Below are 22,215 nucleotides of genomic sequence, written 5' to 3' on the forward strand. Positions count from 1 at the left end.
GTAATAAAGTCTAGAGGTACTGGATAGACCTATTTAAACCAAAAAAAGCTTACAAACGTAAGCTTTTCTTTAATCCCCTAAAAAAAGCCGAAGCTAATGCTTCGGCTTTTGCGGAGAAAGAGGGATTCGAACCCCCGGTCCTGTTACAGACAACGGTTTTCAAGACCGCCGCATTCGACCACTCTGCCATTTCTCCAGGCATGCATATCAAGTATTTCCTGATTGCGGGTGCAAATATATGACCTTTTTTTAGTTCTGAAAAAGTTTTTTAAAGTTTTTTTTCGAAAAAATGCAACTAGTAAAAATGATAGTTAGGTAATTGATTTTGTATCAATAGGTTTAGTGTTTTTTGTGTATATTTTTTTTTTAAGAAAAAACATTTGTAATTGTTTTTTTAAGATGCAAAAAGGGAGTTTAGTTGTTTTATAATTCACAGAAATGCTTTTTTAGATAATTATGAATCAAAAATTATTGTTTTTATAACAAATAAATTACTTTCGTTTTAAAATAGATAAAGTATGTTTAATTCATTTGGAAACATTTTAAAGGTAACCACTTTTGGTGAATCACACGGAACAGCAATTGGAGGAGTTATCGATGGGTTTCCGGCAGGAATGATTGTAGATTTTGATGCTATTCAACAAGAATTAGATCGTCGTAAGCCAGGACAATCTAAAATTGTAACACAGCGTAAAGAGCCTGACACAGTTGAATTCTTATCAGGAATTTTTGAAGGTAAAACTACTGGAGCTTCTATTGGTTTTCAAATTAAAAATACGAATCAAAAAAGTAAAGATTATAATCACAATACAAACGTGTACCGTCCTTCTCATGCAGATTATACGTACGATAAAAAATACGGCATAAGAGACTATAGAGGAGGAGGAAGAACTTCGGCTCGTGAAACAGCTAATTGGGTTGTTGCTGGTGCTTTGGCTAAACAGTTAATTAAGCATATAAATATAAATGCATTTACATCATCGGTTGGAGATATATTTATTGATAAGCCATATCAAGATTTAGATTTTTCTAATACAGAAAGTAATATTGTGCGTTGTCCTGATGAAAAATCAGCAGAGAAAATGATTGCTAAAATTCATGAAATAAGAAAAGCAGGAGACACTATTGGTGGTACAATTACTTGTGTTGCGCAAAATGTGCCGGTTGGTTTAGGAGAGCCTATTTTTCATAAATTACATGCAGAACTAGGTAAAGCCATGTTGTCTATTAATGCTGTGAAAGGTTTTGAATTTGGAAGCGGATTTTGTGGTGCAAAAATGCAAGGTTCTGAACATAATGATATATTTAATGAAGATGGTACAACACAGTCGAATCTATCAGGTGGTATTCAAGGAGGAATTTCTAACGGAATGGATATCTATTTTCGAGTAGCATTTAAGCCAGTAGCAACGATAATGCAAAATCAACAAACAATTAATTCAGAAAATGAGTTAACTGAAATACATGGTAAAGGTCGTCATGATCCTTGTGTTGTGCCAAGAGCGGTACCTATTGTTGAGGCTTTAACAGCGTTGGTTTTAGCTGATTTTTGGATGTTGAATAAAACGAGAACAGTGTAAGTTGTAATGAGTTTTTATGAACAGCTTTTAAAAATCCTTTCATTAAACTGGGAAGATGAATTGGTTATTAAAAGAAATGATTTTTTAGTAACGAAAGAGCAGGTAAATACAAACATGTATTTTGTAGTTGAAGGTAGTTTACGTGTTTTTATTAATGATGAAGAGGAAGATCATACCATCCGTTTTGGATATAAAAACTCATTAATAACAGCGTTAGATTCATTTTTAACAGATAAACCTACCGATTTTTATATTCAAGCATTAAAAAAGAGCACTTTAAAAGTAATATCTAAAAAGCGTTTTAATGAAGTAATGCAATCTTCTGCAGAAAACAAAAACTTGTGGGAACAAATGTTGCAGAGTTTTGTGTATCAGCAAATAGAGCGCGAGGTAGATTTAATTACGTATTCGCCACAAAAACGTTTTGAAAGAGTTTTACAAAGAAGCCCACAGTTATTTCAAGAAATTCCATTAAAATATATTGCATCTTATTTAAGGATGACTCCTGAAACTTTATCTAGAATTTTAAAAAGTCTTGATTAGCCTCAAGAATTATCAATTTTAAAATCATCAACTTTGAATAAAATTTAGTAGATATGATTTTAAAATCTGAAGAATTAATAAATGACTTAAAAAAGTATGTAGAAAATCACATTGCTTTTGTCGAATCAATAAAAAACCTTACTGAAGAAGAATTGCAGCAAAAAGAAAACAAGTCTTCATGGTCGGCAGTTGAGTGTATAGCGCATTTAAATTTATATGCGGAGTTTTATAACCCTGAAATTAAGGGTAGAATTAAAAAAGCAAAACAACAATCAAACCCTAATTTTAAACCTGGTTTTTTAGGTAATAAGTTTTCTTCGGATATGCTGCCGCATGAAAAGATGAAAACAATGAATACTTTTAAGAGTAAAAATCCGATACATTCTTCACTTAATACAAACGATGTTTTAACTCGTTTTATAGCATTTCAAAAAGAACTTTTAGTATTGTTGGAATTGGCAAAGAAAGTTGATTTAACAAAAGTAAAAACGTTAATAACACTGCCTTTGTTAAAGTTTAGATTAGGAGATACTTTTCGTTTTACCATTTACCATAACGAACGACATATTGTACAGGCAAAAAAAGCCTTAAACTAAAAAAAGCTCGCAATTAGCGAGCTTTTTTTATATAGTAGTATTAAAAACTATGCTAACATGGTAACAGGGTTTTCAATAAAAGTTTTTAATGTTTGTAAAAATTGAGCTCCAACTGCGCCATCAACTGTTCTGTGGTCGCAAGCTAAAGTTAATTTCATGGTGTTACCAACAACTATTTCTCCGTTTTTAACAACTGGTTTTTGCACAATGGCTCCAACTGATAAAATTGCTGAATTTGGTTGATTTATAATTGATGTAAAACTTTCGATACCAAACATACCTAAGTTAGAAACCGTAAAAGTACTTCCTTGCATCTCAGCAGGAGTAATTTTTTTATTACGTGCTTTACCTGCTAAATCACGAACAGAAGCTCCAATTTGTGTTAAACTTAAAGCATCAGTATGTTTTACAACTGGTACAACCAAGCCTTCATCAACAGCTACGGCAACACCAACATGAACATGACTGTGAAATAATGTGTTATTATCTGTCCAGCTAGTATTTACATTTGGGTGTTTTTTTAATGCCATTGCACACGCTTTTACAACCATATCATTAAATGATATTTTAGTATTAGGAATCGCATTAATTGTTTTACGAGAAGCCATTGCGTTGTCCATATCTACTTCAACATTTAAGTAGAAGTGAGGTGCAGAGAATTTAGAGTTTCCTAAAGCTTTCGCAATTGCTTTACGCATTTGAGAGTTTTTAACTTCAGCAGTATTTTCTTCTCCTGCAATTGCAAAATTAGTAATTGCGGTTGGAGTAGCGTTTTCAGAAGTTGAAGCAACAGGAGTTACAGCTTTTACAGCAGGAGTATAGTTTTCTACATCCTTTTTAACAATACGTCCGTTTTCACCAGAACCGTTAACATCTGCTAAATTAATTCCTTTATCTTTTGCTATTTTTTTAGCTAAAGGAGATGCAAATATTCTTCCTCCAGAAGTTGTTGTCGTTGGTGTTTCAACAATCGTTTTAACTTCTTCTTTAGGAGTTGTTGTTTTTTCTTCGGTTTTAACAGTGGTAGTTGTGTTTTCTGAATTTTGAGCTGCAAGTACAGTTGCAACATCTGTTCCTTCTTTACCAATAATAGCTAATAAGCTATCTACAGGAGCTGTTTTACCTTCTTCAACACCGATGTGTAATAAAACACCTTCGTTAAAAGATTCAAATTCCATAGTAGCTTTATCAGTTTCGATTTCAGCTAAAATGTCACCTTCTTCCACTTTATCACCTACATTTTTTAACCAAGAAGCAACAGTACCTTCTTCCATCGTATCACTTAAACGAGGCATGTTAATTACAATAGCGCCTTCTGGCATTGCTGTAGCTTCGTTTTTTGTTGAGGTTTCGGTATTGGTTGTTTCAGGTTTTACTTCTTCAGTAACTTCGGTAGTAGTACCGTTTAATAAATCAGAAATATCTTCACCTTCTTCACCAATAATGGCTAATAAAGTATCTACAGGAGATGTTTCACCTTCTTGAACGCCGATGTGTAATAAAACACCTTCGTTAAAAGATTCAAATTCCATAGTAGCTTTATCGGTTTCAATTTCTGCTAAAATATCACCTTCTTCAACTTTATCTCCAACTTTTTTTAACCAAGAAGCAACTACTCCTTCTTCCATCGTGTCGCTTAAGCGAGGCATGTTTATAATTATAGCCATGGTTTACTTAGATTTTATAAACGGATAATCTTCTTGTTCGTATACCATATCGTGTAATTGATTTAACTCTGGATATGGAGAATCTTCAGCGAATTTTTCACATTCTTTTACAGATTCTTTTACTTCTTTATTAATAGCTTCTATTTCTTGTTCAGAAGCATAATCATTTTCTTTAATGATGTCTAAAACTTGTGTAATAGGATCTATTTTTTTGTACTCTTCAACTTCGTCTTTTGTACGGTAATGTTGTGCATCAGACATTGAGTGACCTCTATAACGATATGTTTTCATTTCTAAGAAAGTTGGTCCTTCGCCACGACGAGCTCTTTGAATAGCTTCATCAACAGCTTCGGCAACTTTAATCGGATTCATTCCATCAACAGGACCACAAGGCATTTCGTATCCTAAACCAAGTTTCCAAATATCAGTATGGTTTGCAGTTCTTTCAACAGAAGTTCCCATTGCATATCCATTGTTTTCAACAATAAAAATTACAGGTAATTTCCAGTTCATTGCCATGTTAAAAGTTTCGTGTAAAGAACCCTGACGAGCAGCTCCATCACCAAAATAACATAAAGTTACAGCGTCGTTACCTTTAAATTTATCACCAAAAGCTAATCCGGCTCCTAAAGGAATTTGACCACCAACAATACCATGACCACCGTAAAAGCGAAATTCTTTCGAAAAAATATGCATAGAACCTCCCATACCTTTAGAGGTACCGGTAACTTTACCATATAATTCGGCCATAACACGTTTAGGATCTTCACCCATACCAATTGGCTGCACGTGATTACGGTATGCTGTAATCATTTTGTCTTTAGTTAAGTCCATTGCATGTAACGAACCAGCCAAAACAGCCTCTTGACCGTTATATAAGTGTAAAAAACCTCTTACTTTTTGCTGGATATAAACAGCTGCTAGTTTATCTTCAAACTTTCTCCAAAATAGCATGTCTCTATACCAATTGATATAGGTTTCTTTGGTTATTTTATTCATTATATATTAGTTGTTTATTTAAAGTTTGTTTGTTTTTACGTGTTGTAAAACGTAACTACAAAAATAAGTAGTTTTTAGTAATTTAAAAAAAGATATTGCTAAAAGTTACTACAAGGTTTTAGCAGGTAATTCGCTTTTAAAATTATTATTTCTCTTTAGCTATAATAATCGATGCTTTTGCACCAGTTGCAAGGTTCCATTGGTTAGAAGAAATAACCATGCCAGCATCGTTAAAAATTTTAAATCCGGCTGTGTTTGGGCCAGAAGTTCCTTGGTTTAAAGCTAAAATTTCAATGGTATTAATTCCTTTTTCTAAAGGAATATTAAAAGACTGATAGCTGCGTTTAAGAACGATATTGCTAACTACAGGAATGTTATTTATAAGTATGGTAACTTTATCTCCATCAGGAAATTGAAAATCTCTACAAACAATATTTACACTTCCAGATTTTGTGCTAAAACTCCCTAAATCTTGATCGATTATTGGGTATTGATACATTCCGTTTATTTTTTGAAATGATTTTAAATATTGGTTTTCTGCAATTTTAGCTTTAGTTAAAATACCTTTATTTTCTAGATTTTTTTCCGCTTGTTTTTTTTGAAACTCTTTTTGCTGTTTGGTGTGTGCCGTTTTAAATCCGTTATTATTTTTAAAACCTAACGATAACGATTTTGGTTTTTTAATTTCTGTTGAAGGAGCCGCTACAATACCAAAAGAAGTGCTGTTGTTTTTTTTATGACCAAAAGTACCATCAAGTTGTGCAAAACTTAATGTGTTTATACTTAAGGTAATTACAAGTAAAAAAAGCGACAAGTTGTATTTCATTTCAAAATAAATATAAGCAAATATAATGCCGATATTTTTTATTTATCTAAACAAAGCGTTAAAAGTTAGTTTGTTAAAAAAGTAAGTTGATAATTTACTTATTTAACAGGAAAATCAAAATAAGTTTTAGGAAAAGGCTCGTGGCGTAAGGTAAAATGCCACCATTCTTTACTATAAGGTCTAAAATTATGTTTTAGCATTATGTTTTGAAGTAGTTGCCTGTTTTGTTTTTGATGTTTTGTTAGTTTCGGATATGTAATATGAGATGAATTTCCGAAAAAATCATAAGGACTTCCCATATCTAGTTCTTCATTTGTTTTTAAGTTAACAATCGTTAAATCTACCGTGCTTCCTCTAGAATGCCCAGATCTTGATGAGATGTATCCTTTTTTAAATAAAAATCTTTTGTTTATAGTAGGGTAATAAATTTGTTTCATTAAAGTGTCGTTAATAACCCGTGCCCATTTTACAAAATGATTTACGGCAGTTTGCGGACGATAGGCATCAAAAACTTTAAGACTTAGATCTTTTTTTAACAATTCACTTTGTACTTTTTTTAAAGCCTTGGCAGTTTGCGTACTACAAATAAGTACACTTTCATGATAGCCATTTATAGGCGAGCCAATAAAATTATTAGTACTACAATACCTTAACTCTTGTTGTATGGTTGGAGCAACATTATTGATATACGAAAAACCTTTAGGAAGTTTTTGAGCTTGTAATATATAGGTAGTAAATAATAAAAAGTAAAGAATTTGTTTCATCTGATAAAAATAATGAAATCATTTAAATAAAAAAGTGATGCGGTAAAATTGAGTTTAATGTGGTTTTGTTACTTGTTTTGTGGTTATATGTTATCTTTTAGGATTAAATATTTGTGATTTAATAAAAAAACACTACTTTTATGTAAATATGTGTATTTAGCAACTTGTAAACCCCCAATTATATGAATGCAATTAAAGAAGTAGAAGTAGTTGAAAAAGAAAATATTAAATTTTTAACTTTTTCAAAAGACGAAGTCTTAGGTAAAAAAGACGAACAACTTAATCGAATTTTAGATTTAAAAAGAGCCTTGTCTCTTGGTAATCTAGAAAAGGAAAAAGTAAAAATAATTTTTGTTGATGATACTGGTTTAAAAATGGTTGAAACCACGATATGGGGTTTAACCGATAAATCTGTAATTCTAAAAAAAGCCACTATTATTCCGTTGCAAAGAATTTTAGGTGTCGCTTAAAAAATTAAAAACTCACTTTTTAAAGTGAGTTTTTTAGTTTGTAAAATAGGGGTTTACGTTATCTTTTTATAGGTATTGGGTTTTTGTTTTTATCAATGGCAACAAAAGTAAACAGCCCCGTAATTGCTTTTTCTCGTAATTCACTATACATCTGTTCAATATAAATAGCCACTTTTACTTTTAAACTTGTGTTACCTATATGGGTAACGGTACCTACTAATTCTATAATTGTTCCTGCCGGAATAGGTTTTTTAAAATCAATTTTATCACTACTAACCGTTACCATTTTCTGACGACTAAAACGTGTTGCTGTAATAAAAGCAACTTCGTCCATAAGATGTAAAGCGGTACCACCAAAAAGAGTATCGTAATGATTGGTTGTACTCGGAAAAACGGCTTTAAAAATGCGTGTTTCCGAATTTTTTATTTTGTTTTCAAGAGTTGTTTCGCTCATTTTATTTTTTTTAATAAAATTAACCCAAGATGTTTTTAAGTTAAAATGATGTAACACCTTGGGCTTCTTTTTTATTTAGTTTGATAATTTAATTGAGCTTCTTTAGCGGCAGCAACCATTTCGGTTAAAGCTTTTTTAGTTTCATCCCAATGACGTGTTTTTAAACCACAATCTGGATTTACCCATAACTGATCGGCAGGAATAACTTCCTTAGCTTTATCTAAAAGAAATGTCATTTCTTTTTTAGAAGGAACTCTTGGAGAGTGAATATCATACACTCCTGGTCCAATTTGATTCGGATAATTAAAATTAGCAAAAGCATCTAGTAATTCCATTTGCGAACGAGAACATTCTATAGTTATAACATCAGCATCCATATCAGAAATGTTTTGAATAACATCATTAAATTCTGAATAACACATGTGTGTGTGAATTTGTGTTTTATCTTTTACGCCACAGGCTGATATTTTAAAAGCATTTACAGCCCATTGTAAATAATTTTGCCATTCATTTTTTCTTAACGGTAAGCCTTCTCTAATGGCAGGTTCATCAATTTGTATAATGTTAATTCCTGCTTTTTCTAAATCAATTACTTCATCTCTAATAGCTAGTGCTATTTGGTTACAGGTTACAGCGCGAGGTTGATCATTACGAACAAAAGACCATTGTAAAATAGTTACAGGGCCGGTTAACATTCCTTTTACTAATTTTTTTGTTAAAGATTGCGCAAATTCTGTCCAATAAACGGTCATTGGGTTTGGTCTATGTACGTCTCCGTAAATAATCGGAGGCTTTACGCATCTACTACCATAACTTTGCACCCAACCTTTTTTTGTAAATGTAAAACCAGCTAATTGCTCTCCAAAATACTCTACCATATCATTGCGTTCAAATTCGCCATGAACCAGTACATCTATATCAACCTCTTCTTGCCAACGAATAGATTTTTCGGTTTCACCTTTTAGTAAAGCATCATATTCTGCGCTAGAAATGTCTCCTTTTTTAAATCGAGCTCTCCAGCTTCTTACTTCTTTTGTTTGAGGAAAAGAACCAATAGTAGTGGTAGGAAATAACGGTAGTTTTAGTGCCTTTTGCTGTGCTGTTTTTCGAATAGCAAATGGGTTATTTCTAGTAGCATCTTTAATACTGATGGTATCTACTCTGTTTTTAACAGCAGTGTTATGGATAAGTTTTGAGGTTTCTCTACTTTTTATAGCTTTTCTGTTGGTGTTTAATTGCGCTATTTCTTTTGCATTTAGTTTATCAGAAGTTAAGTTTTTTAAAGTAACCACTTCATCAATTTTTTGTTTAGCAAAAGCCATCCATTGTTTTATTTCTGATGTTAATGTTGTTTCATCAGTTTCTAAATTTAAATCACAAGGAGAATGTAAAAGAGAGCAAGAGGGCGCAATTAATATACGGTCTTTTCCTATTTTATGGATGGCTTTTTTTATAAGAGTTAAAGATTTATCAAAATCATTTTTCCAAATATTTCTACCATCAACAATACCTAAAGATAAACTTAGTTGTTTTGGAATTGTGTTTAAAAGAGCTTCGAGTTGCTCAGGATAACGAACCAAATCAATATGTAAAGCGCAAACGGGCAGTGAAGTAGCTAAAGAAAGGTTGTCTTTCAGTTCATCAAAATAAGTGGCAATTAATATTTTTAACTTTGGAAACTCTTTTTTTAATGTTGCGTAAACATGTTGATACGCTTTTTTAGTTTTTTCATTAATATCTAAAGCTAAAAAAGGCTCATCAAACTGAATCCATTCTGCACCTTGTACTGTTAATTCTTTTAAAATATCAATATAAACAGGTAACAGATTTTTAACTAAATCTAACTTATCAAAATTTTCTTCTTTTTCTTTTCCTAAAAGTAAATATGAAACAGGACCAATAATTACAGGTTTGGCATTTATACCGTTTTGTTTGGCACCAATAAACTCATTAATAATTTTGGTTGAAAAAAGTTTAAATTCTTGATTTTTATAAAATTCAGGAACAATGTAATGGTAATTGGTATCAAACCATTTGGTCATTTCCATAGCAGTAATATCAATACCATCTTTTTGATATCCTCTTGCCATGGCAAAGTATAAATCGAGTTCGTTGGTCGATTTTTTTAAAGCTATTTCATTGTAGCGTTTAGGGATGGCTCCAACGGTTAAAGACATGTCTAAAACCTGATCGTAATAAGAAAAATCGTTGCAAGGAATAAGGTCGATGCCTGCTTCTTGCTGTGTTTTCCAATTTTTAAGAGTAAGGTTTTTACCTACATTTAGCAATTCTTCTGCTAAGATTTTGCCTGACCAATACTGCTCGCAGGCTTTTTTGAGTTCTCTGTTGCTACCAATTCGCGGATAGCCAAGATTGTGCGTTTGCATTTTCTTTTAACTTTTAAATGATTAATAATTAGTTAAAAGCTCTTTGCTAAACTTCGCAATGCTTTTTTGTGAGAAAAATTTTAAGTAGAAAATGCATTTTAGGAGTAAACAAAACGTAATTATCCTATTCAAGTTAAGGTTAACTTGTAAAAATACATCTGTCTGACTAAAAACTTTAAATCGCGAAAGCATTGTCAATTCGGAATAGGCAGGTCTCCTGACTTGTAACAGTTTTATTTTCCTTCCCATTTTAATTAAAAAACAGTGGATTTTTATTTAATAAAACCTTTGGTGTGTTACTTACAGTTGCGCGACAGTTCGTGATTTGCACACGATTCCCTATTAATCTACAGCTAAGTAAAACCTTTTCCGTTATGATGAAGTATGTAAAGAACTTAATTCTGGTCAAATGTAACTATAAATTTCAGATAAAAAAGTTTCTTTTTATATTAGGGTAATTAAATTTGTTGTTTTATAAATAAACGTACTGTTTAAAAATAAAAAAAAGCCAAAGCATATCGCTTTGACTTTTATAAAACCAAGTATTAGTGTCATTTGGAGTTAGCTATAACAAATGAACTAATGTTTTAATTAATTTATAAACTTATAAAAGCCAGTTTAAAATTAAGGTGTATAATAAGGTTATGAACTTTAAGAAAAAATTCCCTTTAAAGAAAAAATCAAAAATAGCATCCATAGTTTTTTGTTTGATTACCAAATTTTAAAGGTTACAGCATCGTTATCGTTATAACTTCTAGTAAAACCATGTTTACCGTTTCCTATAATAATACTTTTTGTGGTATTTTTTGTTTTCCCTTTAAATCCATCATTACAATTTACTTGTAAAGCGTATGTTTTAATTTTACCGTTGTCGTAAAAACTAGATTCAGAAAAATCAATATCAATGTCTTTTTTATTTTTAAACCAATTGGCTAATTTTTTTAATTCTTTTTTGGTTGTTTCTTTTGTAATAATAAGTTCTGCTTTAGCATCGTTAATAGTACTGTTAAACAAAAAACTTACATCGTTATCATTGTCAGAACTCCAATTGTTTTCTTCAATTTTATCTGCATCACAATCTGTACATTCAAAGCCATCAGAAGTCATTTTAAAATGATGTTTAGCCATGTCTCTGTCATAAATGTTTTGCGTGTTTTTTACATCATCTAAAAACCTACGAGTAGAGTTTTCAAAGTAAACCGTGGTTCCTTCAGGAATAAAAACGGTTGCTTTAATTTCTTCATCTTTCCAAATGTTTTTGTATTCACTTAAAAAGAAAGCATCAAAAACAATAGTGTTGTTAGCAGATTTAAACTTATACTCAATAGCTTCTGCATTGTCGTTGGCATTATTACGTTTTCTTCCTTCGGATGTTTTTTTAATTTCGATATAAGCATTACCGGTTTCACTTTTACGAACATCAATGTTAATATCGTTAGAATATTTCATTTCTGTATCGTTAACAACAACGCTTACCGAATTGTTTCTGTTACGTAAATTATGATTGTAATAAATGTTATCATCATTAACAACTCTAATTTTTAAAGGTTCTGTTTTGCTATATGTAATGCTTTGTTTGCTAACATTAGTACCATTATAAGCGTGTGTTGTTGCATATTCAATCCCAGAAAAAGCAACTGCTAATAATGAAACTAACCATACACCTAATAAGGTTAAAATTGCAGGCGTGCTTAGCTTTTTTACATTTGGTGATAATATTCGTAGGCCTAAAATAAATAAAACTATAAACGGTATTCCTACTAGTACAAATAACGAAATAGAAAGCAACCATTTAGGAATAGTAGCATCATAGAAAAAAGGTGGATAATGAACTAATTCATTATCGATATTTAAAAACTCTAAACTACCAACCGAAAATGCTCCTAATAAAAGTGATATTAGTGTAATGCCAGCTATAAATATTAGTAAAATACCGATAAATTTACCTAAAACTTTAAATAATGTTAGTAATATTGAGCCTATAGTATCTATAAAATCATGGAAACCTGATTTGGTTTTTTCGCGTAATTTATCATAATCTGCACTCGAAATTTTATCAGTTAAATCACTTGCGCCATCTTTTAGTTTTGATGATATTGATTCAAACTCGTTACGAATTTTTTTTTCGATGTTATCAATATTTACAGCTTCACCTTCCATCTGCAATTTTTCTGATGTTGTTTTTGCTTCAGGTAATAAAAACCAAAGAATAACATATGCTAAAGGAGAAAAACCAGAGGCAACTAGTACGATAAAGGCTATTCTAATCCAAATAACATCTACATTAAAATAATGAGCAATACCAGAACAAACTCCTCCTAAAAATTTATCATCACCATCTCTAAATAGTTTTTTTGATGATTTGTTTCTTGTTCTTGAGTTGTATGACGAATTTTCGTTGTAACTTTCTTCTGCTTCAGCATAATCTTCAGGCTGTCCCATAATTGCAATTACTTCTTCAATGTCATTTTCGTTTATAACCTGACGAGCATCTGTAATTCTTTCAGATAAAAGTTCGCTAATACGAGCTTCAATGTCTGAAATAATTTCGTTTTTTCCTTGCGGATCATCACTTAAAGAACGCGCAATGGCTTCTAAATAACGTTTTAATTTCTGATAAGCAATTTCATCTATATGAAAGAAGAATCCGCCTAAGTTTATATTTATTGTCTTATTCATTTGTAGTTGATTTTGTGCTTGTTACTAAGTTTACTGCGTTTACTAAATTACTCCATGTTTTGTTTAATTCTTTTAAAAACATTTTGCCGTTTTCTGTTAAAACGTAATATTTTCTTGGAGGTCCAGAGGTTGATTCTTCCCATCTATAGGTTAATAATCCTGCGTTTTTTAAACGAGTTAATAACGGATAAATAGTTCCTTCAACCACAATCATTTCTGCACTTTTTAATGTTGAAAGTATTTCAGAAGTATAAGCATCACCGTTTTGTAAAATGGATAAAATGCAGTATTCTAAAACTCCTTTACGCATTTGTGCTTTTGTATTTTCTATCTTCATATAATGCGGTTTATAAGATTATTTTATAAATTTAATTGTAAAAGGATATTTGTAATTTTCTCCTTTGTTAGCTTTCATTGCAGCTATAATAATTAATGCAACTTTAATAAGCGATACTACGCTAACTAACGAGGCAATACCAATAAAACCAAATATACCGTTGTAAGAGTGGTTTCCGCCAAAATCAATATCTATTCCATTAAAAATATCGATAAAACTTCCGAAGAAAAAAGAAAAAAACGAGGCACTTAAAATAAAAATATATAAACCAAAACTGATGTTAAAGTTTACCGCTTCTTTACCGTGTTCATCTAAAAATAAACTTTTTTCTTTTAATGTTTGCCATAAAATTAATGGTGTTATAATGCTTCCTAAAGGGAACAAATATCCTGCAAAAGCCGATATGTGTATTAAAAAGGCGTTGGTATTTTCGTTGTTTTGTTGCATGACTAATGTTTTATATAATACTTTACTATGCAAATATATGTTTTAAAAAAGGTATTATGCAATACATAGTACTAAATTAACATTTCCTTAACGTTTCAGAATTGGTGTAATTATTAAAATAAAAGCTGTAAATTGCCCGTAAACATTATAAAAATGAAGTTTACACCGCGAAAAATTAACTTTTTCACCTTATTTAAATTACCATCTGCATATATCTGCGGAATTAAAGTAAAATCAATTTCTGAAGAAAAATCTTTGGTAACTGTAAAGCATCGATGGATTAATCAGAATCCTTTTAAGAGCATGTTTTGGGCAGTACAAGGAATGGCTGCAGAATTAGCTACAGGTATTTTGGTTATGCAAGCTATTGATGTATCTGGCAGAAAAGTATCGATGTTGGTTACTAATATGAATGCAACTTTTACAAAAAAAGCAACAGGTAAAATTCAATTTAAGTGTAATGATGGATTGGCTATTAAAGATGCTATACAAAGATCTGTAAAAACAGGTGAGGGGCAAACAGTTTTGGTAACTTCAGAGGGTGTAAATGAAGACGGAGTTTCCGTGTCTAAATTTCAGTTTGAGTGGAGTTTAAAAGTGAAATTGTAACAAATATTAGTTTTTAACGTCTGATTTATTGAATTTAAAAAAGAACAATACTATGAATGCACATGAAATAGATTATCGCATTTTCGGAGAAGAAATGCAGTATGTAGAAATTGAATTAGATCCACAAGAAGGAGTTGTTGCTGAGAGCGGAAGTTTTATGATGATGGATGCTGAGGTAAAAATGAATACTATTTTTGGCGATGGTTCTAATCAAGAAACAGGGTTGTTGGGTAAAATATTTTCTGCAGGAAAAAGAATTCTTACAGGAGAGAGTTTGTTTATGACGGTTTTTACAAATAACGGACAAGGAAAAAAACAAGTTTCGTTTGCGTCACCATATCCAGGGAAAATAGTTCCAGTTGATTTGTCTGAGTTTGGGGGTAAATTTATATGTCAGAAAGATGCTTTTTTATGTGCGGCAAAAGGAGTTTCTATTGGAATAGAATTTTCTAAACGTTTAGGAAGAGGTTTATTTGGTGGTGAAGGTTTTATTATGGAAAAATTAGAAGGAGATGGAATGGCTTTTATACATGCTGGAGGTACCATGGCTAAAAAAGTTTTACAACCTGGTGAGGTTTTAAAAGTAGATACGGGTTGTATTGTAGGTTTTACGCAAGATATTGATTATGATATTGAGTTTGTGGGAGGAATTAAAAATACAGTATTTGGTGGAGAGGGATTGTTTTTTGCAAAGCTTCAAGGTCCAGGAACGGTATATATTCAATCGTTACCTTTTAGTAGGTTAGCTGGTAGAGTGTTGGCAATGGCGCCACAAACTGGTAAAGGCGGTAAAGGTGAGGGAAGTATTTTAGGCGGAATAGGAGATATGCTAGATGGAGATAATCGATTTTAATTTGAGTTTATAAAATAAAAAAAACCGCTAAGTAGCGGTTTTTTTTATTTTATAATAAGATGTTATTAAACTCCTAATTCATCAAAGATATCAAGTAACCTTTGACCTTGTGAAGGTGCAGGAGCGTTAGGGTTTACAATATTTCCGTCAGGGTCAATAATAATAAATTTAGGTAATCCTTTTATTAAAAATTTTTGAGCCCATTCTAATTCAGACTGTTTTTTTCCGCTAAATAATTGTACTCCGGTCATTTCTCGGTCTACAATAGTTTGTTTCCACTTTTTGTGTTGAGCTTTGTCGTCAACACTAATACTTACAAATTCTATGTTTTTTCCATGGTATTCTTCCTCTAATTTTTTTAATAAAGGAATTTCTCTTTTACAAAAACCACACCATGTTGCCCATACATCAATGTATAAATATTTTCCTTTACCTAATAAATCGTCTAAAGAAGTGGTTCCACCTGCGTAATTTTCAAAATCTTTAAATTTAGGGGCTGGTTGCCCTTTAGCGGTAGTTTTTAAAGTATTGTAGCTTTCAGAGATTTTATCTTTATGTTCTTTATTGGTAGAATATGCTATGAATTTTGTGTAAAATTCTTTTAAATTATCAGTGTAAGTGATACCTGCTGTTGCACTTTTGTATAATAAATCGTTTTTAGCAGTTTGGTCTGTTACTTCTGTTTGTACAGTTTCTAAATAAGTTAAAGAATAATCTTCACCTTCTTTATTGTTTTCTTTAGCAAGAGCCTCTAATTGAGTTTCAAGCATTTTACGGTACGAATATGAATTTACATAATCATCTCCACTACTGTAATTAAAATTTTCAAGAGGATCTGGGAAATCTTCAGAAGTAGTAAAATCTTTATCACCAGTTAAAGTTCTGTAAAAATCTTGATAATTACTTATGTTTCTTAAGTATTCATACTCAATATTTTTCACTTCGCTTTTTAAGAAATCAGCAGATAAATTATTTGAGATAGAAAGCTCGGTTAAAGCTTCTTTGTATTCATCCATTTTATCCAAGAAATCTTGTTCTTCAAGAGAAAATAATTTGTTAGCATTTACTAAAATTTCAGAAAATTTCTCCTTTTTTTGAACAAAATAATTATTAATGTTCGCATTGGTTCCTTTAAATTGAACGTTTTCAGATTTTTTATAATCAAAATTTATCTTTGTATCTACAGTGTCTGAAAGGTATAGGTTAAATTGCTTTTTGTTAGCAATAATTGTGTAGTAGCCTTTGTCGTCAATTTTTAAAGTATCAGAAAAAGTACCAGTTTTTTTGTCGAATTTAATTTTTTTCTCAAAATTAAATCCAGTTAAAGTGACATTTCTCTTTTTAAAATTTTCTATTTTACCTGATAAAATAAGGTAATTTTTAACAGGTTTTTCTTTTGTACACGAAATAATAGTGGTTCCTATTAGGGCAAAAAGGACTAGTCTTTTCATCGTTGTTATTGTTTATGTGAATAAGGGATTAAGGGGTCGAAGTTACTTTTTTTAAGTTTTTAATCAAAAAAAATAACAAAATTTTTACTTTTTTGATGTTAAATAAGCGTAATTTTCTTGTAAAACACCTTTTTTTATAAAAACCCTCTTAAGTTTTGCTTAAGAGGATTTTGATTTTAGTCGTTTAATTCTGTTCTAGATTCTTCAGTTTTTTCTCCTTTTTCTATGTTAATAGTAAGTTTGTTACTTTTATCGTCTAAATCCATAGAAATTGTATCGCCTTCATCTAATTTAGAGTTTACAATTTCTTCAGCTAAGGCATCTTCAATGTATTTTTGAATAGCTCTTTTTAAAGGTCTAGCACCATATTTTTTATCAAAACCTTTATCTGCAATATAATCTTTTGCTTTTTCGCTTAAAATTAACTTGTAGCCTAAATCTGCAATACGATTTAATAGTTTTTCTAATTCGATATCAATAATCTTATGGATATCTTCACGTTCTAGTGAGTTAAAAATAATTACATCATCAATACGATTTAAAAACTCAGGAGCAAACGATTTTTTTAATGCACCTTCAATAATACTTTTAGCATGTGCATCTTCTTGTTCTTTTTTTGATGAAGTTCCAAAACCAACTCCAGCTCCAAATTCTTTTACTTTACGAGCTCCAATATTAGAAGTCATTATAATAATGGTATTTCTAAAATCTATTTTTCGTCCAAGACTGTCAGTAATATGTCCATCGTCTAAAACTTGTAAAAGCATATTAAAAACATCTGGATGCGCTTTTTCAATTTCATCTAACAGGATTACAGAATAAGGTTTTCTTCTAACTTTTTCGGTTAATTGTCCACCTTCTTCGTATCCTACATATCCTGGAGGAGCACCAATTAAGCGAGAAATAGCGAATTTTTCCATGTATTCACTCATGTCAATTCTAATTAAAGAATCACTAGAATCAAATAATTCGCGTGCTAACACTTTTGCTAATTGTGTTTTACCAACTCCAGTTGATCCTAAGAAAATAAAAGAACCAATTGGTTTATTTGGGTCTTTTAAACCTACGCGATTACGCTGAATTGCTTTTACCACTTTGGTAACAGCTTCGTTTTGCCCAATAACTTTACCTTTAATCATGTTAGGTAAATCTGCTAAACGATTGCTTTCAGCTTCGGCAACTCTGTTTACAGGAATACCTGTCATCATAGAAACAACTTCGGCAACATTATCTTCGGTAACAATTTCTCTGTTTAATTTTGCGTCTTCTTCCCATTGATTTTGAGCAGAATCTAATGCGGTTTCAATGTTTTTTTCGTCATCACGAAGCTTTGCAGCCTCTTCGTATTTTTGACCGCTTACAGCCTTTGTTTTGTGTTCTCTAATTTCTTCTAGTTTGGCTTCTAGTTCTAAAATTTGTTGCGGTACCACAATGTTAGTGATATGAATTCTAGATCCTGCCTCATCTAAAGCATCAATAGCTTTATCTGGTAAAAAACGATCGGTCATATAGCGATTTGTTAATTTTACACAGGCTTCAATAGCTTCGTCAGTGAATGATACCTGATGATGCGCTTCGTATTTACCTTTTATGTTGTGTAAAATTTGTACAGTTTCTTCAACAGTGGTAGGTTCTACAATTACTTTTTGAAAACGACGCTCTAAAGCACCATCTTTTTCAATGTTTGTTCTAAATTCATCTAAAGTAGTTGCGCCAATACATTGAATTTCTCCACGAGCTAACGCTGGTTTTAGCATGTTTGATGCATCTAAAGAACCTGTAGCACCTCCGGCACCAACAATGGTATGAATTTCATCAATAAATAAAATGATGTCATCATTTTTTTCTAATTCATTCATTAACGCTTTCATGCGTTCTTCAAATTGCCCTCTGTATTTTGTTCCGGCAACTAAACTAGCTAAGTCTAGAGAAACAATTCTTTTGTCGAATAGTATTCGTGATACTTTTCTTTCAACAATTCGTAAAGCTAAACCTTCGGCAATGGCAGATTTACCAACACCAGGTTCACCAATTAACATTGGATTGTTCTTTTTTCTTCTACTTAAAATTTGAGAAACACGTTCTATTTCTTTAATACGTCCAACTACAGGGTCTAATTTTCCTGAAGTGGCAAGTAGTGTTAAATCGCGTCCAAAATTATCTAAAACAGGTGTTTTAGACTTTTTAGCTTGCTTTCCTTTTGGGTTTTGTTGTCCGTAAGGGTTTGATTTGTCTTCAGAAAATTCGTCTTCCGAAGGTGTTTCTGCTGTAGGAGAAGAAAAGGGATCTTCTACATGTAATTGTTTGTATAAAGCTTTTGCCTGTTCGTAGTCAACATCATATTTTTGAAGCAATTTTGTTGAAGGATCATTTTCGTTACGTAAAATACATAACAATAAATGCGCAGTATCAATAGCGTTACTTTGGTATAGTTTAGCTTCTAAAAATGTTGTTTTTATCGCTTTTTCAGCTTGCCTAGTAAGGTGTAAGCTTTTCTTTTCTACGGTTGTTATTGAAGGTGTGGCTGGATTTAATTTTTCTAATTTATTGCGCATTAAACTTAAATCTACATCGAAAGTAGTTAATATTTCAATGGCTTTTCCATCTCCTTTCTTAATCAAACCTAATAATAAATGTTCTGTTCCAATAAAGTCGTGTCCTAAACGAAGGGCTTCTTCTTTACTAAAAGTGATAACATCTCTAACTTGTGGTGAAAAATTCTCGTCCATAAATTTAATTTGTATATGTGTAAAGTTAGTAAGTTTTTTTCTTAAAAATTACAAAAAAGATGCCAATAGTTTTTAACAGACATAATGGCAAGATGAATATATGAAAATAATGTTTAAAAACTGTTAAATTTGTTGATAAGTATCATTAAAACAATAGGTATATTTTTTGTGTAAAACATGGCATTGTAGTATCTTGCAATGTTTTAAAAAATACAGCTATTTTTAGGGTATTTTAAAAGTGAGTTTTATCAAGTGTAAAATTCACTTTTTTAACGAAAATGAGAATTAATATTTTAAAGAAATATATATGGCAGATGGCGAAAAGTTGATTCCTATCAACATTGAAGAGCAAATGAAATCAGCGTATATCGATTATTCGATGTCGGTTATTGTATCAAGAGCATTACCAGATGTAAGAGATGGTTTAAAACCAGTTCACCGAAGAGTTTTATTTGGTATGCACGAGCTAGGAATTAAAGCAACAGGTTCATATAAGAAATCAGCAAGAATTGTAGGAGAGGTATTAGGTAAGTATCACCCACATGGTGATACATCAGTATATGATTCTATGGTTCGTATGGCGCAAGATTGGAGTGTGCGTTATATGATGGTTGATGGTCAAGGTAACTTTGGTTCTGTTGATGGAGATTCTCCTGCAGCAATGCGTTATACTGAGGTGCGTATGCAAAAAATATCAGAAGAAATGTTAGCTGATATTGAAAAAGATACTGTAGATCATCGCTTAAATTTTGATGATACTTTACAAGAACCAACGGTATTACCAACACGTATACCTAATTTATTAGTAAACGGAGCATCGGGTATTGCAGTAGGTATGGCTACTAATATGGCACCGCACAATTTAACAGAAGTTATAAATGGTACGATTGCTTATATTGAAAATAGAGATATTGAGATTGATGAGTTAATGCAACACATTAAAGCGCCAGATTTTCCTACGGGAGGAACCATTTATGGTTATGACGGTGTAAGAGACGCTTTTCATACAGGACGAGGACGTATTGTAATGCGTGCTAAAGCAACTATAGAGGAAGTAAAAGGAAGAGAATGTATTATTGTTACTGAAATTCCTTATCAGGTTAACAAAGCAGAAATGATTAAAAAAACTGCAGAGTTAGTTAATGATAAAAAATTAGAAGGAATTTCGAATATACGCGACGAATCTGATAGAAACGGAATGCGTATTGTGTACATTTTAAAGCGTGATGCAATTCCAAATATCGTTTTAAATAAGTTATATAAATACACGCAATTACAAACATCGTTTAGTGTAAATAATATCGCGCTAGTAAAAGGACGTCCAGAGCAATTAAACTTAAAGCAATTAATTCAATACTTTGTTGAACATAGACATGAAGTTGTTGTTCGTAGAACGGAGTTTGAACTGAAAAAAGCTGAAGCTAGAGCTCATATTTTAGAAGGATTAATTATTGCTTCGGATAATATTGATGAAGTAATAAAAATTATCCGTGGATCTAAAAACGGAGATGAAGCACGCGAAAAATTAATAGAGCGTTTTGAGTTAACAGAAATTCAAGCAAAGGCAATTGTAGAAATGCGTTTGCGTCAGTTAACAGGACTAGAACAAGATAAATTACGTGCCGAGTTTGAAGAAATCATGTTAACGATTGCTGATTTAAAAGATATTTTAGCAAACGAACCAAGACGTTACCAAATTATAACTGATGAGTTAACACATATTAGAGATAAGTATGGAGATGAGCGTCGTTCTGAAATTCATTATGCAGGTGGAGATATGCGTATCGAAGATATGATACCAAACTCTAAAGTGGTAGTAACTATTTCGCATGCAGGTTATGTAAAGCGTACAAATCTTGATGAATATAAAGTTCAGAATAGAGGAGGGCGTGGTCAAAAAGGAGCAACTACCCGTAATGAAGATTTCTTAGAACACTTATTTGTTGGAACAAATCACCAATATATGATGTTCTTTACGCAAAAAGGAAAAGTATTTTGGATGCGTGTGTATGAAATTCCAGAAGGAGGAAAGAATACTAAAGGTAGAGCAATGCAAAACCTTATCAATATAGAACAAGACGATAAGGTAAAAGCATTTTTAGTAACTCAAGATTTAAAAGACGAAGAATACATTAATAATCATTTTGTGATTATGGCAACTAAAAAAGGTCGTGTTAAAAAAACACCTTTAGAGCAGTATTCTAGACCAAGAACTAATGGTATTAATGCAATTACTATTAAAGAAGATGATGAGCTTTTAGAAGCAAAATTAACAACTGGTGACAGTCAAGTAATGTTAGCTTTAAAATCAGGTAAGTCTATTCGTTTCGAGGAGGCAAAAACACGTCCGATGGGAAGAACTGCATCTGGAGTTAGAGGAATTACATTATCGCATGAAAAAGACGAAGTAATAGGTATGGTTGCTGTTAATGACATGGATAGCAATATTTTAGTGGTTTCTGAAAAAGGATACGGTAAACGTTCTAAATTAGAAGATTATCGTGTTACGAATCGTGGAGGAAAAGGAGTTAAGACTTTAAATATATCAGAAAAAACAGGAGAATTAGTTGCAATTAAAAATGTAGATGATTCTAATGATTTAATGATTATTAATAAATCAGGGCTTACAATTCGTATGGCTGTTGAAGATTTACGTGTTATGGGACGTGCAACACAAGGTGTTCGTTTAATAAATATTAAAGATTCAGACAGTATTGCTGCAGTAGCAAAAGTTATGCATGAAGAAGAGGAGGAAGAAAATGAAATTGAAAATGGCACGGAAATTGAAAACAATACAAACGAAAACCCAAAACAAGAATAAATA

Annotated in this window: 18 protein-coding genes, 1 tRNA gene and 1 riboswitch; of the genes, 7 read left to right on the forward strand and 12 right to left on the reverse strand. The window is 31.5% G+C overall.

Going from position 1 to position 22,215, the window contains the following annotated elements:
• Positions 1-111: 111 nt before the first annotated feature.
• Positions 112-196 (reverse strand) — tRNA-Ser (locus tag ACN5J5_RS09380).
• A 322-nt stretch (positions 197-518) separates the two neighbouring features.
• Between ACN5J5_RS09380 and aroC the strand changes: the two genes are divergently transcribed.
• Genes aroC through ACN5J5_RS09395 form a run of 3 tightly spaced genes read left to right on the forward strand, consistent with a single transcriptional unit; the run spans position 519 to position 2,719 of the window.
• Positions 519-1,580 (forward strand): chorismate synthase, encoded by a 1,062-nt coding sequence (gene aroC, locus ACN5J5_RS09385; protein ID WP_418644649.1) that lies wholly within the window; start codon positions 519-521, stop codon positions 1,578-1,580.
• Between the two features lie 6 nt (positions 1,581-1,586).
• A complete protein-coding gene (locus ACN5J5_RS09390; RefSeq protein WP_418644650.1) occupies positions 1,587-2,123 on the forward strand; it encodes a Crp/Fnr family transcriptional regulator in 537 nt (178 codons plus the stop codon).
• Positions 2,124-2,176: 53 nt separating this feature from the next.
• Positions 2,177-2,719: a DinB family protein gene (locus ACN5J5_RS09395; protein WP_418644651.1), complete on the forward strand. Its 543-nt coding sequence runs from the start codon at positions 2,177-2,179 to the stop codon at positions 2,717-2,719.
• A gap of 47 nt (positions 2,720-2,766) precedes the next feature.
• Here the strand turns inward: ACN5J5_RS09395 and ACN5J5_RS09400 are convergent, their stop codons facing one another.
• From ACN5J5_RS09400 to ACN5J5_RS09415, 4 genes are all read right to left on the reverse strand, one after another.
• On the reverse strand, positions 2,767-4,386 hold the full coding sequence (locus ACN5J5_RS09400; protein ID WP_418644652.1) for a pyruvate dehydrogenase complex dihydrolipoamide acetyltransferase: 1,620 nt from the start codon (positions 4,384-4,386) through the stop codon (positions 2,767-2,769).
• A 3-nt stretch (positions 4,387-4,389) separates the two neighbouring features.
• A complete protein-coding gene (pdhA, locus tag ACN5J5_RS09405; protein WP_418644653.1) occupies positions 4,390-5,385 on the reverse strand; it encodes a pyruvate dehydrogenase (acetyl-transferring) E1 component subunit alpha in 996 nt (331 codons plus the stop codon).
• A gap of 145 nt (positions 5,386-5,530) precedes the next feature.
• Positions 5,531-6,211 (reverse strand): hypothetical protein, encoded by a 681-nt coding sequence (locus ACN5J5_RS09410; protein WP_418644654.1) that lies wholly within the window; start codon positions 6,209-6,211, stop codon positions 5,531-5,533.
• A gap of 98 nt (positions 6,212-6,309) precedes the next feature.
• Positions 6,310-6,975 (reverse strand): M15 family metallopeptidase, encoded by a 666-nt coding sequence (locus ACN5J5_RS09415; protein WP_418644655.1) that lies wholly within the window; start codon positions 6,973-6,975, stop codon positions 6,310-6,312.
• 182 nt (positions 6,976-7,157) lie between these two features.
• Between ACN5J5_RS09415 and ACN5J5_RS09420 the strand changes: the two genes are divergently transcribed.
• Positions 7,158-7,445 carry a hypothetical protein gene (locus ACN5J5_RS09420; RefSeq protein WP_418644656.1) on the forward strand — a complete coding sequence of 96 codons (288 nt, stop codon included), beginning with the start codon at positions 7,158-7,160 and terminating at the stop codon, positions 7,443-7,445.
• Between the two features lie 58 nt (positions 7,446-7,503).
• Here ACN5J5_RS09420 and ACN5J5_RS09425 read toward each other — a convergent pair whose 3' ends face one another.
• The 5 genes from ACN5J5_RS09425 to ACN5J5_RS09445 all read right to left on the reverse strand — a co-directional run bounded on the left by ACN5J5_RS09425 (position 7,504) and on the right by ACN5J5_RS09445 (position 13,749).
• Positions 7,504-7,899 carry an acyl-CoA thioesterase gene (locus tag ACN5J5_RS09425; protein ID WP_418644657.1) on the reverse strand — a complete coding sequence of 132 codons (396 nt, stop codon included), beginning with the start codon at positions 7,897-7,899 and terminating at the stop codon, positions 7,504-7,506.
• A 71-nt stretch (positions 7,900-7,970) separates the two neighbouring features.
• Positions 7,971-10,286, reverse strand: coding sequence for a 5-methyltetrahydropteroyltriglutamate--homocysteine S-methyltransferase (gene metE / locus ACN5J5_RS09430; RefSeq protein ID WP_418644658.1), 2,316 nt, complete (start codon positions 10,284-10,286; stop codon positions 7,971-7,973).
• A 189-nt stretch (positions 10,287-10,475) separates the two neighbouring features.
• Positions 10,476-10,669, reverse strand: a riboswitch (cobalamin riboswitch).
• Between the two features lie 328 nt (positions 10,670-10,997).
• The gene (locus ACN5J5_RS09435) at positions 10,998-12,965 is read right to left on the reverse strand and encodes a PspC domain-containing protein (protein ID WP_418644659.1); all 1,968 of its coding nucleotides are present in this window, start codon (positions 12,963-12,965) and stop codon (positions 10,998-11,000) included.
• Positions 12,958-13,302 carry a PadR family transcriptional regulator gene (locus ACN5J5_RS09440; protein ID WP_418644660.1) on the reverse strand — a complete coding sequence of 115 codons (345 nt, stop codon included), beginning with the start codon at positions 13,300-13,302 and terminating at the stop codon, positions 12,958-12,960. Before ACN5J5_RS09440 ends, ACN5J5_RS09435 begins: the two co-directional genes overlap by 8 nt.
• An 18-nt stretch (positions 13,303-13,320) precedes the next feature.
• On the reverse strand, positions 13,321-13,749 hold the full coding sequence (locus ACN5J5_RS09445; protein ID WP_418644661.1) for a DUF4870 domain-containing protein: 429 nt from the start codon (positions 13,747-13,749) through the stop codon (positions 13,321-13,323).
• Between the two features lie 153 nt (positions 13,750-13,902).
• Between ACN5J5_RS09445 and ACN5J5_RS09450 the strand changes: the two genes are divergently transcribed.
• Both ACN5J5_RS09450 and ACN5J5_RS09455 read left to right on the forward strand, forming a co-directional pair.
• Entirely contained in the window at positions 13,903-14,358 is a 456-nt protein-coding gene (locus ACN5J5_RS09450) for a DUF4442 domain-containing protein (RefSeq protein ID WP_418644662.1), read from the forward strand.
• A gap of 52 nt (positions 14,359-14,410) precedes the next feature.
• Positions 14,411-15,211, forward strand: a complete 801-nt coding sequence (locus tag ACN5J5_RS09455) for a TIGR00266 family protein (protein WP_418644663.1) — start codon at positions 14,411-14,413, stop codon at positions 15,209-15,211.
• Between the two features lie 65 nt (positions 15,212-15,276).
• Here ACN5J5_RS09455 and ACN5J5_RS09460 read toward each other — a convergent pair whose 3' ends face one another.
• Positions 15,277-16,662: a TlpA family protein disulfide reductase gene (locus ACN5J5_RS09460; RefSeq protein WP_418644664.1), complete on the reverse strand. Its 1,386-nt coding sequence runs from the start codon at positions 16,660-16,662 to the stop codon at positions 15,277-15,279.
• A 176-nt stretch (positions 16,663-16,838) separates the two neighbouring features.
• A complete protein-coding gene (locus ACN5J5_RS09465) occupies positions 16,839-19,391 on the reverse strand; it encodes an ATP-dependent Clp protease ATP-binding subunit (protein WP_418644665.1) in 2,553 nt (850 codons plus the stop codon).
• Positions 19,392-19,698: 307 nt separating this feature from the next.
• On the opposite strand from ACN5J5_RS09465, the gene gyrA reads away from it, so the two are divergent.
• A complete protein-coding gene (gene gyrA / locus ACN5J5_RS09470) occupies positions 19,699-22,212 on the forward strand; it encodes a DNA gyrase subunit A (protein ID WP_418644666.1) in 2,514 nt (837 codons plus the stop codon).
• The last annotated feature ends 3 nt before the right edge of the window (positions 22,213-22,215 follow it).

The organism is Tenacibaculum insulae, from assembly GCF_964512435.1.
GTDB lineage: Bacteria > Bacteroidota > Bacteroidia > Flavobacteriales > Flavobacteriaceae > Polaribacter > Polaribacter insulae_A.

Bases quoted from the DNA above. Each gene is read 5' to 3' on its own strand.
- aroC (WP_418644649.1), top strand. From the start codon at position 519: ATGTTTAATTCATTTGGAAACATTTTAAAGGTAACCACTTTTGGTGAA.
- ACN5J5_RS09390 (WP_418644650.1), top strand. From the start codon at position 1,587: ATGAGTTTTTATGAACAGCTTTTAAAAATCCTTTCATTAAACTGGGAA.
- ACN5J5_RS09395 (WP_418644651.1), top strand. From the start codon at position 2,177: ATGATTTTAAAATCTGAAGAATTAATAAATGACTTAAAAAAGTATGTA.
- ACN5J5_RS09400 (WP_418644652.1), bottom strand. From the start codon at position 4,386: ATGGCTATAATTATAAACATGCCTCGCTTAAGCGACACGATGGAAGAA.
- pdhA (WP_418644653.1), bottom strand. From the start codon at position 5,385: ATGAATAAAATAACCAAAGAAACCTATATCAATTGGTATAGAGACATG.
- ACN5J5_RS09410 (WP_418644654.1), bottom strand. From the start codon at position 6,211: ATGAAATACAACTTGTCGCTTTTTTTACTTGTAATTACCTTAAGTATA.
- ACN5J5_RS09415 (WP_418644655.1), bottom strand. From the start codon at position 6,975: ATGAAACAAATTCTTTACTTTTTATTATTTACTACCTATATATTACAA.
- ACN5J5_RS09420 (WP_418644656.1), top strand. From the start codon at position 7,158: ATGAATGCAATTAAAGAAGTAGAAGTAGTTGAAAAAGAAAATATTAAA.
- ACN5J5_RS09425 (WP_418644657.1), bottom strand. From the start codon at position 7,899: ATGAGCGAAACAACTCTTGAAAACAAAATAAAAAATTCGGAAACACGC.
- metE (WP_418644658.1), bottom strand. From the start codon at position 10,286: ATGCAAACGCACAATCTTGGCTATCCGCGAATTGGTAGCAACAGAGAA.
- ACN5J5_RS09435 (WP_418644659.1), bottom strand. From the start codon at position 12,965: ATGAATAAGACAATAAATATAAACTTAGGCGGATTCTTCTTTCATATA.
- ACN5J5_RS09440 (WP_418644660.1), bottom strand. From the start codon at position 13,302: ATGAAGATAGAAAATACAAAAGCACAAATGCGTAAAGGAGTTTTAGAA.
- ACN5J5_RS09445 (WP_418644661.1), bottom strand. From the start codon at position 13,749: ATGCAACAAAACAACGAAAATACCAACGCCTTTTTAATACACATATCG.
- ACN5J5_RS09450 (WP_418644662.1), top strand. From the start codon at position 13,903: ATGAAGTTTACACCGCGAAAAATTAACTTTTTCACCTTATTTAAATTA.
- ACN5J5_RS09455 (WP_418644663.1), top strand. From the start codon at position 14,411: ATGAATGCACATGAAATAGATTATCGCATTTTCGGAGAAGAAATGCAG.
- ACN5J5_RS09460 (WP_418644664.1), bottom strand. From the start codon at position 16,662: ATGAAAAGACTAGTCCTTTTTGCCCTAATAGGAACCACTATTATTTCG.
- ACN5J5_RS09465 (WP_418644665.1), bottom strand. From the start codon at position 19,391: ATGGACGAGAATTTTTCACCACAAGTTAGAGATGTTATCACTTTTAGT.
- gyrA (WP_418644666.1), top strand. From the start codon at position 19,699: ATGGCAGATGGCGAAAAGTTGATTCCTATCAACATTGAAGAGCAAATG.